At 63.0% G+C, this 12125-nt stretch carries 14 protein-coding genes; 8 read left to right on the forward strand and 6 right to left on the reverse strand.

All coding sequences use genetic code 11. The features are described 5' to 3' along the window. Positions 1-32: 32 nt before the first annotated feature. Entirely contained in the window at positions 33-785 is a 753-nt protein-coding gene (locus tag OHD62_RS29175) for a crotonase/enoyl-CoA hydratase family protein (protein WP_263790302.1), read from the forward strand. A 9-nt stretch (positions 786-794) separates the two neighbouring features. Here OHD62_RS29175 and OHD62_RS29180 read toward each other — a convergent pair whose 3' ends face one another. Beyond that, on the reverse strand, positions 795-1427 hold the full coding sequence (locus OHD62_RS29180) for a LysE family translocator (RefSeq protein ID WP_263790303.1): 633 nt from the start codon (positions 1425-1427) through the stop codon (positions 795-797). Between the two features lie 66 nt (positions 1428-1493). Next, on the reverse strand, positions 1494-2111 hold the full coding sequence (gene pdxH / locus OHD62_RS29185; RefSeq protein WP_263790305.1) for a pyridoxamine 5'-phosphate oxidase: 618 nt from the start codon (positions 2109-2111) through the stop codon (positions 1494-1496). Positions 2112-2152: 41 nt separating this feature from the next. On the opposite strand from pdxH, the gene OHD62_RS29190 reads away from it, so the two are divergent. The 4 genes from OHD62_RS29190 (at position 2153) to OHD62_RS29205 (ending at position 5338) form a co-directional block, all read left to right on the forward strand. Continuing rightward, positions 2153-2614 (forward strand): RT0821/Lpp0805 family surface protein, encoded by a 462-nt coding sequence (locus tag OHD62_RS29190; protein ID WP_263790306.1) that lies wholly within the window; start codon positions 2153-2155, stop codon positions 2612-2614. Between the two features lie 100 nt (positions 2615-2714). Further along, the gene (locus OHD62_RS29195; protein ID WP_263790308.1) at positions 2715-3644 is read left to right on the forward strand and encodes a J domain-containing protein; all 930 of its coding nucleotides are present in this window, start codon (positions 2715-2717) and stop codon (positions 3642-3644) included. A gap of 230 nt (positions 3645-3874) precedes the next feature. Continuing rightward, positions 3875-4693, forward strand: a complete 819-nt coding sequence (gene fabI / locus OHD62_RS29200; protein ID WP_263790310.1) for an enoyl-ACP reductase FabI — start codon at positions 3875-3877, stop codon at positions 4691-4693. Between the two features lie 57 nt (positions 4694-4750). Continuing rightward, positions 4751-5338: a histidine phosphatase family protein gene (locus tag OHD62_RS29205; protein WP_263790313.1), complete on the forward strand. Its 588-nt coding sequence runs from the start codon at positions 4751-4753 to the stop codon at positions 5336-5338. Between the two features lie 345 nt (positions 5339-5683). Here the strand turns inward: OHD62_RS29205 and OHD62_RS29210 are convergent, their stop codons facing one another. The 3 genes from OHD62_RS29210 to OHD62_RS29220 form a co-directional block, all read right to left on the reverse strand. Continuing rightward, a complete protein-coding gene (locus OHD62_RS29210; protein ID WP_263790314.1) occupies positions 5684-6130 on the reverse strand; it encodes a carboxymuconolactone decarboxylase family protein in 447 nt (148 codons plus the stop codon). A 186-nt stretch (positions 6131-6316) separates the two neighbouring features. Beyond that, the gene (locus OHD62_RS29215; protein WP_263790316.1) at positions 6317-6484 is read right to left on the reverse strand and encodes a DUF1127 domain-containing protein; all 168 of its coding nucleotides are present in this window, start codon (positions 6482-6484) and stop codon (positions 6317-6319) included. Positions 6485-6603: 119 nt separating this feature from the next. Further along, complete coding sequence (locus OHD62_RS29220; protein WP_263790317.1) at positions 6604-7677, reverse strand: class I SAM-dependent methyltransferase; 1074 nt, start codon at positions 7675-7677, stop codon at positions 6604-6606. Between the two features lie 215 nt (positions 7678-7892). On the opposite strand from OHD62_RS29220, the gene OHD62_RS29225 reads away from it, so the two are divergent. Continuing rightward, positions 7893-8948 carry a GlxA family transcriptional regulator gene (locus OHD62_RS29225; protein WP_263790318.1) on the forward strand — a complete coding sequence of 352 codons (1056 nt, stop codon included), beginning with the start codon at positions 7893-7895 and terminating at the stop codon, positions 8946-8948. Positions 8949-9223: 275 nt separating this feature from the next. Here the strand turns inward: OHD62_RS29225 and OHD62_RS29230 are convergent, their stop codons facing one another. After that, a complete protein-coding gene (locus OHD62_RS29230; protein WP_263790322.1) occupies positions 9224-9487 on the reverse strand; it encodes a DUF1344 domain-containing protein in 264 nt (87 codons plus the stop codon). 285 nt (positions 9488-9772) lie between these two features. Between OHD62_RS29230 and aroC the strand changes: the two genes are divergently transcribed. Both aroC and ribB read left to right on the forward strand, forming a co-directional pair. After that, positions 9773-10888 (forward strand): chorismate synthase, encoded by a 1116-nt coding sequence (gene aroC, locus OHD62_RS29235; RefSeq protein WP_263790324.1) that lies wholly within the window; start codon positions 9773-9775, stop codon positions 10886-10888. Positions 10889-10991: 103 nt separating this feature from the next. Next, a complete protein-coding gene (gene ribB / locus OHD62_RS29240; protein ID WP_263790326.1) occupies positions 10992-12092 on the forward strand; it encodes a 3,4-dihydroxy-2-butanone-4-phosphate synthase in 1101 nt (366 codons plus the stop codon). Positions 12093-12125 lie beyond the last annotated feature (33 nt).

Raw genomic sequence — 12125 nt, forward strand, 5'->3', positions numbered from 1 at the left:
TTTTTCAACCCCTGATGTTCCAAGGAAAAGCCGTGACAGACCATATCCTCGTCGAGCGCCAGGGCGCCATCCAGATCATCCGCATGAACCGCCCGGACAAGAAGAACGCCTTGACGCGGGCCATGTACGCGAAAATGTCGGCCGCCCTTGCCGAGGGCGACGCCGATCAGGCGGTCCGCGTCCATGTCTTTTTGGGCGTGCCCGGCGCCTTCTCGTCTGGCAACGATCTGACCGATTTCATGGTTGTCGCCACCGGCGGCGAGGGTGGCACCGAGGTCTGGGATTTCCTGATGGCGCTGGCCAAAGTGGAAAAACCCATAGTCTCCGGCGTCGACGGCATCGCGGTCGGTATCGGCACCACACTCAATTTGCATTGTGACCTGACCTTTGCCACGCCGCGCACCCTGTTCCGCACGCCCTTCGTCGATCTCGGCCTTGTACCCGAGGCGGGGTCCAGCCTGCTCGCGCCGCAGGTGCTCGGCCGGCAAGGCGCTTTCGCGCTGCTTGGGCTCGGCGAAGGGTTTTCGGCCGAGCGGGCGAAGGCCGCCGGGCTGATCTACGAGGTGGTCGCAGAAGAGGCGCTCGAAACGTCGGTTCTCGCCGCCGCCGCCCGGATCGCCGCCAAGCCGCCGCAGGCGCTGAAGATCGCGCGCGACCTGATGCGAGGCTCCCGCGAAGACCTTGTCGCCCGCATCGGCGAGGAGAGCGAGCATTTCCGCGAGCGTCTGAAATCCGACGAGGCGCGCGCTGCGCTGATGGCCTTCATGACCAGGAAAAAAGGATAGGCTGGGCTCCTACCGGTGCTCGGTTGCAATACGAATGCCGAGCCCGATCAGCACCACTCCGGTCACGCCCTCGATGACGCGGCGGATCGATGGCCGGCGCAAGAAATCGCCCGCCTTGGCGACGACCGTCGCGTAAAGCGTCAGCCAGACGAAGGTCATGACGGCAAAGACTGCTCCCAGACCAAGCAATGCCGCGAAGCTTTCCCCACCGGGCGGCACGAACTGGGGCAAAAGGCTGGCGAAGAACACCGCCATCTTCGGATTGGAGAGATCGCTGATCAGGCCCTGGCGAAAGGCGCTTGCCGCCGTCAGCCGCCGCGAAGGTTTGGCGATGGCCGCCCCCTCCGCCTGATGGGACGGCCGCCAAGCCTCTTGCAGCGCCTTGACGCCGAGATAGATCAGATAGGCAGCACCCGCATATTTGACGGCGAGGAAAAGCGGTTCGGAAGCCACGAGCAGGGCGACAATGCCGGCACTGGTGGCCAGCGCCCAGATCGTCTGGCCGCCGGCGATGCCGAGCGCGGTGAACACGCCGCCGGCGCGGCCACCGAGAAGTGCGTTGCGGATGGTGATGGCCGTGTCTGGTCCGGGCGTGGCGAGGATGACGAACGAGACGCCGAGAAAGGCCAGGAACAGGCTCATGGATCACCTCTTTTGCGATTGGCGCGGCATAGGATCCTGTCTTGCCGCACGATCTTGGAAAACCTGCTACGGATAAAGCCTCGTCTTGTCCCAGCCGCCTTGGGTATTGCGGGAAAAGACAATGCGGTCGTGCAGCCGGAACGGCCGATCGTGCCAGAACTCGATCGTCTGCGGCACGATGCGGAAGCCCGACCAGTATTTTGGCCGTGGGATCTCGCCAATCGGATAGCGCGCGGTGTATTCGGCAACGGCCTTTTCCAGCGCGAAGCGGCTTTCCAGGGGCCGCGATTGCTTCGATGCCCAGGCGCCGATGCGGCTGCCGCGCGGACGCGTTGCATAATAGGCATCAGCTTCCGCCTCGGTGACGATTTCCACCGGTCCGCGCACGCGCACCTGCCGGCGCAGCGACTTCCAGTGGAAGCACATCGCCGCCTTCATGTTGCCAAGAATCTCGCGGCCCTTGGCGCTCTCGAAATTCGTATAGAAGACAAACCCGCTTTCATCGAACCCCTTGAGCAGCACCATTCGCACATCCGGCATGCCCTCGGCATCGACGGTCGCCAGCGCCACGCCGTTGGCATCATTGATCTCGCTCTTCGTCGCGTCCTCGAGCCATGCGGCAAAAAGGCGGAACGGCTCGGCGACCTCGGTAAAGTCACCGCTTGTTAACCCGGTTTCGCTCATAGTTTTTCCAAATCTTAATCGCTGGCTGGGGAGATTGCCGATTGTCGCGTATCGCGCAAGCTTTTGACAGCGGGCAACGCAGCGTATTTGCTTCGGCCAGCGCCAAAGCCGCGATCGTTCTGGTCGCCTTGCCGCTGGCCGCCTGCGGTGGCGGTGGCTTCAGTCTGGAGCAGGCCGAGGTCGACCGCACGATCCTGACCAGCAGCACGTCACCCACCGGTTCGCCGATCGATCAGAACCGCGCCTCGGACCAGACGACGATCGGCAATGCGGTATCTTCCGCCGATATCGAGCAGCTCGGCGGGCAGGCCGTTCCCTGGGCGAATGCCGATACCGGTTCGCGCGGCTCCATTACCGAACTGGCGGAGTCCAGGGACAACGGCCAGACGTGCCGCCGCTTCACTGCGTCGCGCGAAAGCTTCGACGGCGTCGCTCTGTTCAAGGGCGAGGTCTGCCTGGCCGGCGCCGGCGCTTGGCGCATGCGGGACTTCAAGGCGCTCTGATTTTCAGCCATCATTATCGCCACTCGCCACTGGAATTTCTTCCTATGCGAGCGCATATAGGTGGCAATCGTGGACTCACACCCTCTTGCAGGCAGGAAGCATGCGCGACCCCTATGAGGTTCTGGGCGTTGCCAAGAACGCATCGGCCAAGGACATAAAATCGGCGTACCGCAAACTCGCCAAGAAGCATCATCCGGACCAGAATCCGAATGATCCCAAGGCGAAGGACCGTTTTGCCGCCGCCAACCAGGCTTACGAGATCGTCGGCGACGAGAAGACGCGTGCGGCTTTCGATCGCGGCGAGATCGACGCCGACGGCAAGCCGCGTTTCCAGGGTTTCGAGGGTGCCGCGGGCGGCGGCGATCCTTTTTCCGGCTTTCGCCGGCAGCAGGGACCAGCCGGTTCACGATTCGAGTTTCGCTCCGGCCGTCCCGGCGGCGATCCGTTCGACGGCAACAGCGATATCTTCAGCCAGATCTTTGGCGATGCCTTCTCGGGAGCGCGCGGCGCCGGCTCGGGCGACCGCCGGCAGGCGCAGTCGGCCCCCGACCTCAACGTAACGCTCGACATCACCATCGAAGAAGCGGCGACCGCGGAGAAGGTGACGGCGATGTTTCCGGACGGCCGCAAGGTCGCGGTCAAGCTACCGGCCTATGTCGAGGACGGCCAGACCATCCGGCTGAAGGGCCAGGGCGAGCAAGGACCGGGACAGCCCGGCGATGCGCTGGTCAAGATCCGCTTTCGGCGGCATCCGCGTTATCGTGTCGATGGCCGCGACCTCCATGCCGATCTGCCGGTGGCGCTGGCCGATGCGGTGCTTGGCGCCAAGGTGGCGGTCGAGACGCCGACCGGCAAGCTGGCAGTCAACATCCCCGCCTGGTCGAGCTCGGACAAGGTGCTGCGGCTGAAGGGCAGGGGCCTGCCGGAAAAAGCCGGCGGTCATGGCGATCTCTATGCGCATGTGCGGCTGATGCTGCCGGAAGGCGGCGACAGCGATCTCGAAGCGCTGCTGCGCAACCGAAAGCGCTAGCGCCTTACCCGAATCGAAGGGTTAGTGTAACAAAGTTCGGTTCCGATTTTCGCAGGGATCATGCCCGGGATTGAGTGCTGCGGCATCCTTTTGCTTATTCAAAAAGCACGCTCGGCGCTGTAGAGCGACGCTTTTGTCCCCCGAACTGTCCGTTTTGCACGCTTGAAGGGGCCCTGTGCCTGTGCGATAGGGCACTCCACAAAGCAGAAAATCTTGCGGAGAGAGCTCACATGGCGGGTGGACAGGGCATTATGGCCGGCAAACGCGGGCTTATCCTTGGCGTCGCGAACAATCGGTCGATCGCCTATGGCATCGCCAAGGCCTGTGTCGACCATGGCGCCGAGATCGCGCTCACCTATCAGGGCGAGGCGTTCAAGAAGCGCGTCGAGCCGCTGGCGGCCGAGCTCAACGCGCATGTCGCCGGCCATTGCGACGTGACCGACCCGGCAAGCCTCGATGCCGTGTTCGCCGATATCGCCAAGCATTGGGGCAAGCTCGACTTCCTGGTCCACGCCATCGCCTTTTCCGACAAGGACGAGCTGACCGGCCGTTATGTCGAGACGACGCGCGACAATTTCCTGCGCACCATGGACATTTCGGTGTATTCCTTCACCACCATCGCCAAGCGCGCCGAGGCGCTGATGAGCGAGGGCGGCTCGCTGCTGACGCTGACCTACTATGGCGCGGAAAAGGTGATGCCGCACTACAACGTCATGGGTGTCGCCAAGGCGGCACTCGAAGCCAGCGTGCGCTATCTGGCCGTCGACCTCGGCGCCAGGAAGATCCGTGTCAACGCCATCTCCGCAGGTCCGATCAAGACGCTTGCCGCCTCCGGCATCGGCGATTTCCGCTACATCCTGAAGTGGAACGAATACAATTCGCCGCTGAAGCAGACGGTTACCCAGGAGGAAGTCGGTGACTCCGCCGTGTATTTCCTGTCCGACCTTTCGCGCGGCGTCACCGGCGAAATCCACCATGTCGATTCCGGCTACCATGTCGTCGGCATGAAGGCCGTCGACGCACCCGACATTTCGACCGTCAAGGACTAGTTCCTTCCACGAACACCAACCCTGCCTGTCTGCTCCCGATCTCACCCGGAAGACCTGATGTATCCGCTCGTCTACATCGCGCGCCATGGCCAGACGGAGTGGAACGCCGAGGCCCGGCTGCAGGGGCAGGCCGACACCGACCTCAATGCGCTCGGCCGCCAGCAGGCGACCCGTAACGGCCGTCGGCTGGCCGAACTCGTCCATAACCCCCGCGATTTCGACTTTGTCGCCAGCCCGATGAGGCGGACGCTCGAGACAATGGAACGCATCCGTGCGGCGATGAAGCTCGATCCGCACGCCTATCGCACAGAGCCGCTGCTTGTAGAGTTGAGCTTTGGCGACTGGCAGGGTTTCACCTTTGCCGAACTTGAGGCCAAGGATCCCGGCTCGACCAGGCAGCGCCGCCTCGACAAATGGAATTTCCAGCCGCCCGGCGAGGGCGCCGAAAGCTACCAGATGCTGTTCGAACGGGTGAAGCCATGGTTCGACGCACTCGATCGCAACACGGTCTGCGTGACCCATGGTGGTGTCGTGCGGGCGCTGTTCCGCCTGGTGCTTGGAATGTCCGCGCAAGATGCGGTCAGCATGGAAGTGCCGCAAGACCGCTTGCTCCGGCTGGAAGGCTGGCGCCTGGAGTGGCTTTAGGGTCGAAATCCAATCGCCGTGAACGATCGAATTCAGCCGACATTGTTGAAAAATCCGGTGCGCCATGAGCAGCGCCGACGGCAGAATTCTAATTTTGGGCGAGGCTCGGTTGCGCCGTCGCTTTAAGCCCTGTGCGTCAGCGGGTCGTTGCGTGTCCTTTTGGCCAGCCGCCATTTCGCCTTGAGCGCGCCTACCGGGGCTGACGACCAATGCGACCTCGGCCGCTACCTGCGAGGAGTGACCGGCATCCTGGTTCGCGAGCTCGCGCCACACGGCGTGTCGCACATCTGACACGAGCTAAAGGGGAGGCGGCGCCCGGCGGGAAAGACCGGGCGCCGCCAAGCATCAATCGCCACCAAATTCGGTTTTGAAGGTCTCGAAATCGATCTGCATCCCGTTCAGAACTGTGCTCCAGTGACGGACATATCCTGCGAGCGCAACAGCCTCGGCGACCTCCTCGTTTGTTGCGCCACGATCCTTCGCCATCTTGGTTTCAAGCCAGATGCAGTAGCGGCATGGGATCTGCGCCGCCACAGCAAGGTTGATGAGCGACTTCACCTTCGGTTCGAGCGCGTTGCCTTCGTCGCCGAAGTCAAGGCCCTTAGTCATGGCCCAGGCGCCGGCAATCGCCGATTTCGGATAGGCTTTGAGGTGAGTAGGCACCGTGCCAATTGTCGCCTCGATTTCCTTGTAGGTCTCCTCGGCGGTCGGCAGTTGCTGCGCGGCGGCGGAGGATGCGGCGAACAGGACGGTCGCGGCGATAAGCGCCGCGGTGGTAAGTGTCTTTTTCATAGGCCGGTTTCCTTGTCTTTGTGTTTGGGATGAAGGGAAAAAATCGCCCGTCTCCGCGCCCTTCGCACAGCGGGCAGGAATCGCCCGGCTCTTGCGACCGGCGTCTGGTTCCGAACCGAAATCCGGAGATCTCGTAGAAAAGCGATGTCAGGCGCGCGGGCGCAGAAGCGTCCGAGCGCGACGGGCTCAGCGCCCGCGGATAACCCGCCTGATGTCCGATCTCGACAGGCCGATATCCTTCAACTGGCTGTCCGAGATGTCGTCGAGAAGCCGCGCGGTTCGACGCGCGCGAAGCGCGGCAGCGAAACGAGCGAGGCTCCATCGCCGCCTGGCCGGGTTTTCGAAAATGCTCATGGTCGTATCCTTTATAGGTTGATAGGTTGCGATTGGTCGCAGGATCGGGGGAGGTGATCGTCCATCCGTGCGAGCCCGGTCGTCACGAAGTTTTCCTCAAATGCCGCAGATCCGGCAGATCAGAGCCGTGCCTCGAGGATGAGGTTGAACGGCGTCGCGAGAGCGCGGCGGAAGCGATTGAAGCCAGCTTTGCGGAACACATCCGCCAGCCGCTTCTCGCCGGCCTGCGCGCCGAGCACCAGATGGCCGCCTTCGGAGATTGCGTGCGCGCAACAGATCGTCGTGGAGGCGGCGTAGTACAACCTGGCTACCGGCGAGATGTTGTCTTCGACCCGGTCATTGGCGAAGGGCTCCACCAGCATCACGGCGCCGTCTGGCGCAAGCGCCTTGGCGGCATGCTCTGCCGCGCCAAGCGGATCGCCCATATCGTGCAGAGCATCGAAGAAGCAGATCAGGTCGTAGTCCTTGCCGGGATAGTTGTCGGCCCGCGCCGCCGCGAAGGTCGCCCGCTCCGAAACGCCAGCCTCGGCAGCAACCGTCCGAGCTTCCGCAAGCGATTGCTGGTGCGTGTCGAAACCGCGGAACCGCGAGGCCGGAAAGGCCTCCGCCATCAGCACCGTCGAATGGCCGTGGCCGCAGCCGATATCGGCCACCAGGGCGCCAGCCTTGAGCTTGTCGACGATTCCGTCGAGGGCCGGCAGCCATTCGGGGACCAAGCTTGCCTTGTAGGCGTTGCGGTAGAAACCCGCGACCCCGCAGGCGAGCCGCCCGTCATGGTCGCCCCAGGGTATGCCGTTGCCGGTGCGGAATGCCTCTATGGCCTTGTTCTCGTCGGCCCACATCGATGCGGGGACGGCCCAGGCGTTAGGGAAGAAGGCGGGGCTGTCCTCGTCTGCAAGGACCATCGTCTGCTCCGGCGTCAGCTCGTAAGTGTCGCTGACCGGGTGGTAGGCCACATAGCCGCCGGCAACCTGTGCGTTGAGCCACTCGCGCACATAACGCTCGGCGCAGTCGGCGCGGGTGGCAAGCTCACGCGCGCTGAGCGGGCCGGCCCCGGCCATGGCCTTGTACAGGCCGAGCCGGTGGCCGAGGCTGATCATCACGCCGCCATAGCCGGCCGAAAGATCGCCGAATGCGCGTGCAACCAGCGCGTCAAGTTTCGCGGAATCGACATTGCTGTGGGTGTGTTCCATTTGCTGCTCTCCTGTTTTGCTAACCCAGAGAAATCTGAGGCTGCCCATACATCACAGGACAGAAGGCGAGCGGCAGAGCCGGACTCTCCAGAATCGGGCCGTTTATGCCACGCCCGTTGGCAATCACTCGGCAACCCGCCTGCCTGCTATGCCGACAGCGGGCATGGCTTCATCGTTTCGTCGGTGCTATTTTCGCTGTTGAAGGGACGGCCGGCATGCTGCGAGACAACACTGCCTCGACCAGATCTCATACGCTCCATGTGAGCCTCGTCGCCATTCCGGAGGCCGTGGTATCGACGCTCTCCGGCGTTTTCGACGTGATGAACGCGTTCTCCATGTTGCACCCACCCGGAAAGACGCTGCAGGCACGGCCGTTCCAAGTGGAAATCGTGGGACTCCGGACAGGCCCGCTGGAACTCGCCAGCCTCCTCCCTGTCACTGTACAGCGAAGCGTGGCGGACATTGATGCAACCGACATAGTCATCGTCCCCTCGATCCTGCTCGGGCCGCAGGGCTGGTCGAAAGGACAGCACCCGGAGTTGATCGATTGGTTTCGCGCCATGCATAGCCGCGGCGCGCTTCTTTGCTCGGCCTGCTCAGGCATCTTCCCGCTCGCCGAGACGGGGCTCTTCGATGGCATGGATGCCACGGTGCATTTTGGCTATGCTCGGGCCTTTGCTTCCGCCTTCCCGCAGGTGCCGATCCACCCTGAGCGTGTGCTTGTCGTCTCCGGCAAGCGTGAGGAACTGATCACGTCCGGCGCCTCCATGACCTGGCACGATCTGGTGCTCTACCTGATAGCGCGCCACGTGGGAGCCACTGCGGCACAGGATGTCGCGCGGCTCTTTGCGCTGCAATGGCATCAAGATGGACTGGCACCTTATATGGTCTTCGAAGGGCGAAAGGGCCACGGCGACCTCGCAATTCAGGCGGCCCAGGATTGGGCCGCCACGCATTTCTCCGTGGCTAATCCCGTCGAAGCGATGATCCTGCGCACCGGACTTACCGAGCGCACCTTCAAGCGTCGCTTCACGAGCGCGACAGGCTTGAGTCCCATCGCCTACGTGCAGCGCCTGAGAATCGAGGACGCCAAGCGGCGCCTTGAGCGAACCGAATCTTCTGCCGATGAGATCAGCTGGCAGGTCGGATACGAGGAGCCGGCCTTCTTCCGCCGCCTCTTCAAGCGCGTCACAGGGCTCACGCCTGGCGCCTATCGACGACGTTTCAAAATTCCCGATTATGCGCGACCGAAAGCGCGGCTCACATTGTGAGGAAGCAAACGCCCGTCCGGTCCTCTAGGCGGTGCGTCCGCCACCGTTGGGATCGTGGGACAGGTGAGGAATTCACGTTAAGGCGATGGCAATCGGCTCTATCGAGCTAGACAGCTTTCGAGAAGCGCCTCAACGGCAGCTTCTGACGCACTGTCTCGTTTCCGCCCGCCGGTTCAATGGCAATATTCCATAACCCATCTCGGCCACTGGCGGCAGCGAGATCATGGTCAAACGAACTTCATCCCGGCCTTCGGGATGGATCAGCGGAAAAGACTCTATTCGGCCGATTCGCTGTCCGGCAGTTGCATATCAGTGACGACGTTCTCGCCATTCGTCACGTCATAGGCGATCACGATATCCATGCCCGGCTTCAGTGCGTCGAGGTCGGTTTCAGCATTCAGCTTGTAGGATTTGCCGTCGTCGAGCGTCAGCGTCAGCGCGTCCTTGTCGACCTTCTTGATCAGGCCTTCGGTCTGGCCAGCGAAGGCGGCGGTGGAAATCAGCAATGCAGCGGCAGCGGCGCCAATCAGGATACGCATCATCGTCCTCTTATCATTGCGCCGGCAGGATGGCGGCGAGGGTTCAACAGACCGGTCAAGGGAAGCAGAAACCAACCGAATGTGTCAAAACTAAATCCGCCGGATCACAGTTTGACCACCGTGGAAAACGCCAATAGAAGGCAGGCTACAGCGCCGCGCGTCCTCTTGGACGCGCATAGGACGCTGTAGCATTTTTTGATTTTGCGCATGATCCTTTCCGAAAATCGCAGCGATTTTCGGGGTCATGTGCTAAGCCGGCTCCAACGCCGGGCAGGGCAGCTTTTCATGTCTCACAACACATTCGGCCATCTTTTCCGCGTCACCACCTGGGGCGAAAGCCACGGCGCAGCGCTTGGCTGCGTGGTCGACGGCTGTCCGCCCGGCATCCGCTTCACGCAGGCCGATATCCAGGCCGAGCTCGACAAGCGCCGCCCCGGCCAGTCACGTTTTGTGACGCAGCGTCGCGAACCCGACGAGGTCAAGATCCTGTCCGGGTTCATTCTGGACGAGGACGGCGAGACCATGATCACCACCGGCACGCCGGTGTCGATGCTAATCGAGAATGTCGACCAGCGCTCCAAGGATTATGGCGAGATCGCCCGCCAGTATCGGCCGGGCCATGCCGACTACACCTATGACGTCAAATATGGCCTGCGCGACTATCGCGGCGGCGGCCGCTCGTCGGCCCGCGAGACGGCGGCGCGGGTGGCCGCCGGAGCGTTGGCCCGCAAGGTCGTGCCCGGCATGGTGGTGCGCGGCGCGCTGGTGGCGATGGGCGAAAAATCAATCGACCGCGCCAACTGGAACTGGAATTTCATCGGCGACACCGAAAATCCGTTCTTCACCCCGGACCCGGCATCGGTGGCGGTCTTCACGCAGTATCTGGACGGCATTCGCAAGTCGGGCTCCTCGGTCGGCGCGGTCATCGAAATCGTCGCCGACGGCGTTCCCGCGGGCCTCGGCGCGCCGATCTACGCCAAGCTCGACCAGGACATTGCTTCGGGCCTGATGTCGATCAACGCCGTCAAGGGCGTCGAGATCGGCAATGGCTTCGAGGCAGCCCGCATCACCGGCGAACAGAATGCCGACGAGATGCGCATGGGCAATGACGGCAAACCGGTCTTCCTGTCCAACAATGCCGGCGGCATCCTTGGCGGCATCTCGACCGGCCAGTCGATCGTCGCCCGTTTCGCCGTCAAGCCGACATCGTCGATCCTGACGCCGCGAAAGTCGATCGACAAGGACGGCAAAGACGTCGAGATCATGACCAAGGGCCGGCACGACCCGTGCGTCGGCATCCGCGCCGTGCCGATCGGCGAGGCGATGGTTGCCTGCGCCATCGCCGATCACTATCTGCGGCACAGGGGACAGACGGGGCAGGGAACAGGCAGTAGGCAGTAGGCAGTAGGCAGTATGTCAGCCTGCCCGCCGACGCGGCCATTTTTTCCTTTCCCCTACTGCCTTACTGCCCTACTCCCATATTCCCTGCGAGCGAAGCGAGCCAATGCCTTACGACCAGAAGAAAATCGTCGAAGCCCTGCGCGCCTTCGAGCGCGGCGAGATCGTTGTCGTCATGGATGATGACGGCCGCGAGAACGAGGGCGACCTGATCGTCGCAGCCGTCCACTGCACGCCGGAAAAGATGGCCTTCATCGTACGCAATACCTCCGGCATCGTCTGCACGCCGATGCCGCGCGAGGAAGCCAAGCGGCTCAACCTGCAGCCGATGGTGGCCGACAACGACTCTGCCCACACCACCGCCTTCACCGTCAGCGTCGACTTCAAGCACGGCACGACAACAGGCATTTCAGCCGACGACCGCACGCTGACGGTGCGCAACCTTGCCAACGGCAATGTCGGCGCTTCCGATTTCGTCCGCCCCGGCCACATCTTTCCGCTGATTGCGCGCGAAGGCGGCGTGCTGATGCGTTCGGGCCATACAGAGGCTGCGGTCGATCTCTGCAAGCTCGCCGGCTTGCCGCCGATCGGTGTCATTTCCGAATTGGTCAACGATGACGGCACCGTCAAGCGCGGCCCGCAGGTGCAGGCCTTCGCCGAGGAGCACGGCCTGAAGCAGATTTCGGTCGCCGACCTCATCGCCTACCGCCAGCGCAAGGAAACGCTGGTCGAGCGCGTCGCCTGCTCCGACATCGACACGCCGGGCGGCAAGGCGCAGGTCTTCACCTACACGCTGCCCTGGGATTCCATGCACCATGTGGCGATCGTCTTCGGCGACATCCGCGACGGCGAGGATGTGCCGGTGCGGCTGCATTCCGAGGATGTGGTGAGCGACGTCTTCGGCACCAGCCACCGGCTGGACGGCATCATGAAGGCGATGGGCGAGCGCAAACGCGGCGTCATCGTCTATCTGCGCGAGGGCTCGGTCGGTGTCGCCCATCAGGAGCGCAAGCGGCCGGCGAGTGGCGACCGCGAGGACCATGAAGAGGCGCGCCGCCGCGAGAACGAGTGGCGCGAAATCGGCCTCGGCGCCCAGATCCTGAAGGATCTCGGCATCTCCTCGATCAACCTGATCGCCTCGCGCGAGCGCCACTATGTCGGTCTCGAAGGTTTTGGCATCCACATCGCCAAGACCGAGATTCTCTGAGACGGTCGACAATCAAGGGATAGCGCCCGGCTC

Source organism: Mesorhizobium sp. YC-39 (genome assembly GCF_025753795.1).
Taxonomy (GTDB): Bacteria; Pseudomonadota; Alphaproteobacteria; order Rhizobiales; family Rhizobiaceae; genus Mesorhizobium.

Coding starts and splice junctions, on each gene's coding strand:
- OHD62_RS29220 (WP_263790317.1), bottom strand. CDS start 7,677: ATGGAACACACCCACAGCAATGTCGATTCCGCGAAACTTGACGCGCTG.
- aroC (WP_263790324.1), top strand. CDS start 9,773: ATGTCTCACAACACATTCGGCCATCTTTTCCGCGTCACCACCTGGGGC.
- OHD62_RS29215 (WP_263790316.1), bottom strand. CDS start 6,484: ATGAGCATTTTCGAAAACCCGGCCAGGCGGCGATGGAGCCTCGCTCGT.
- OHD62_RS29195 (WP_263790308.1), top strand. CDS start 2,715: ATGCGCGACCCCTATGAGGTTCTGGGCGTTGCCAAGAACGCATCGGCC.
- OHD62_RS29180 (WP_263790303.1), bottom strand. CDS start 1,427: ATGAGCCTGTTCCTGGCCTTTCTCGGCGTCTCGTTCGTCATCCTCGCC.
- ribB (WP_263790326.1), top strand. CDS start 10,992: ATGCCTTACGACCAGAAGAAAATCGTCGAAGCCCTGCGCGCCTTCGAG.
- fabI (WP_263790310.1), top strand. CDS start 3,875: ATGGCGGGTGGACAGGGCATTATGGCCGGCAAACGCGGGCTTATCCTT.
- OHD62_RS29225 (WP_263790318.1), top strand. CDS start 7,893: ATGCTGCGAGACAACACTGCCTCGACCAGATCTCATACGCTCCATGTG.
- OHD62_RS29205 (WP_263790313.1), top strand. CDS start 4,751: ATGTATCCGCTCGTCTACATCGCGCGCCATGGCCAGACGGAGTGGAAC.
- pdxH (WP_263790305.1), bottom strand. CDS start 2,111: ATGAGCGAAACCGGGTTAACAAGCGGTGACTTTACCGAGGTCGCCGAG.
- OHD62_RS29210 (WP_263790314.1), bottom strand. CDS start 6,130: ATGAAAAAGACACTTACCACCGCGGCGCTTATCGCCGCGACCGTCCTG.
- OHD62_RS29230 (WP_263790322.1), bottom strand. CDS start 9,487: ATGCGTATCCTGATTGGCGCCGCTGCCGCTGCATTGCTGATTTCCACC.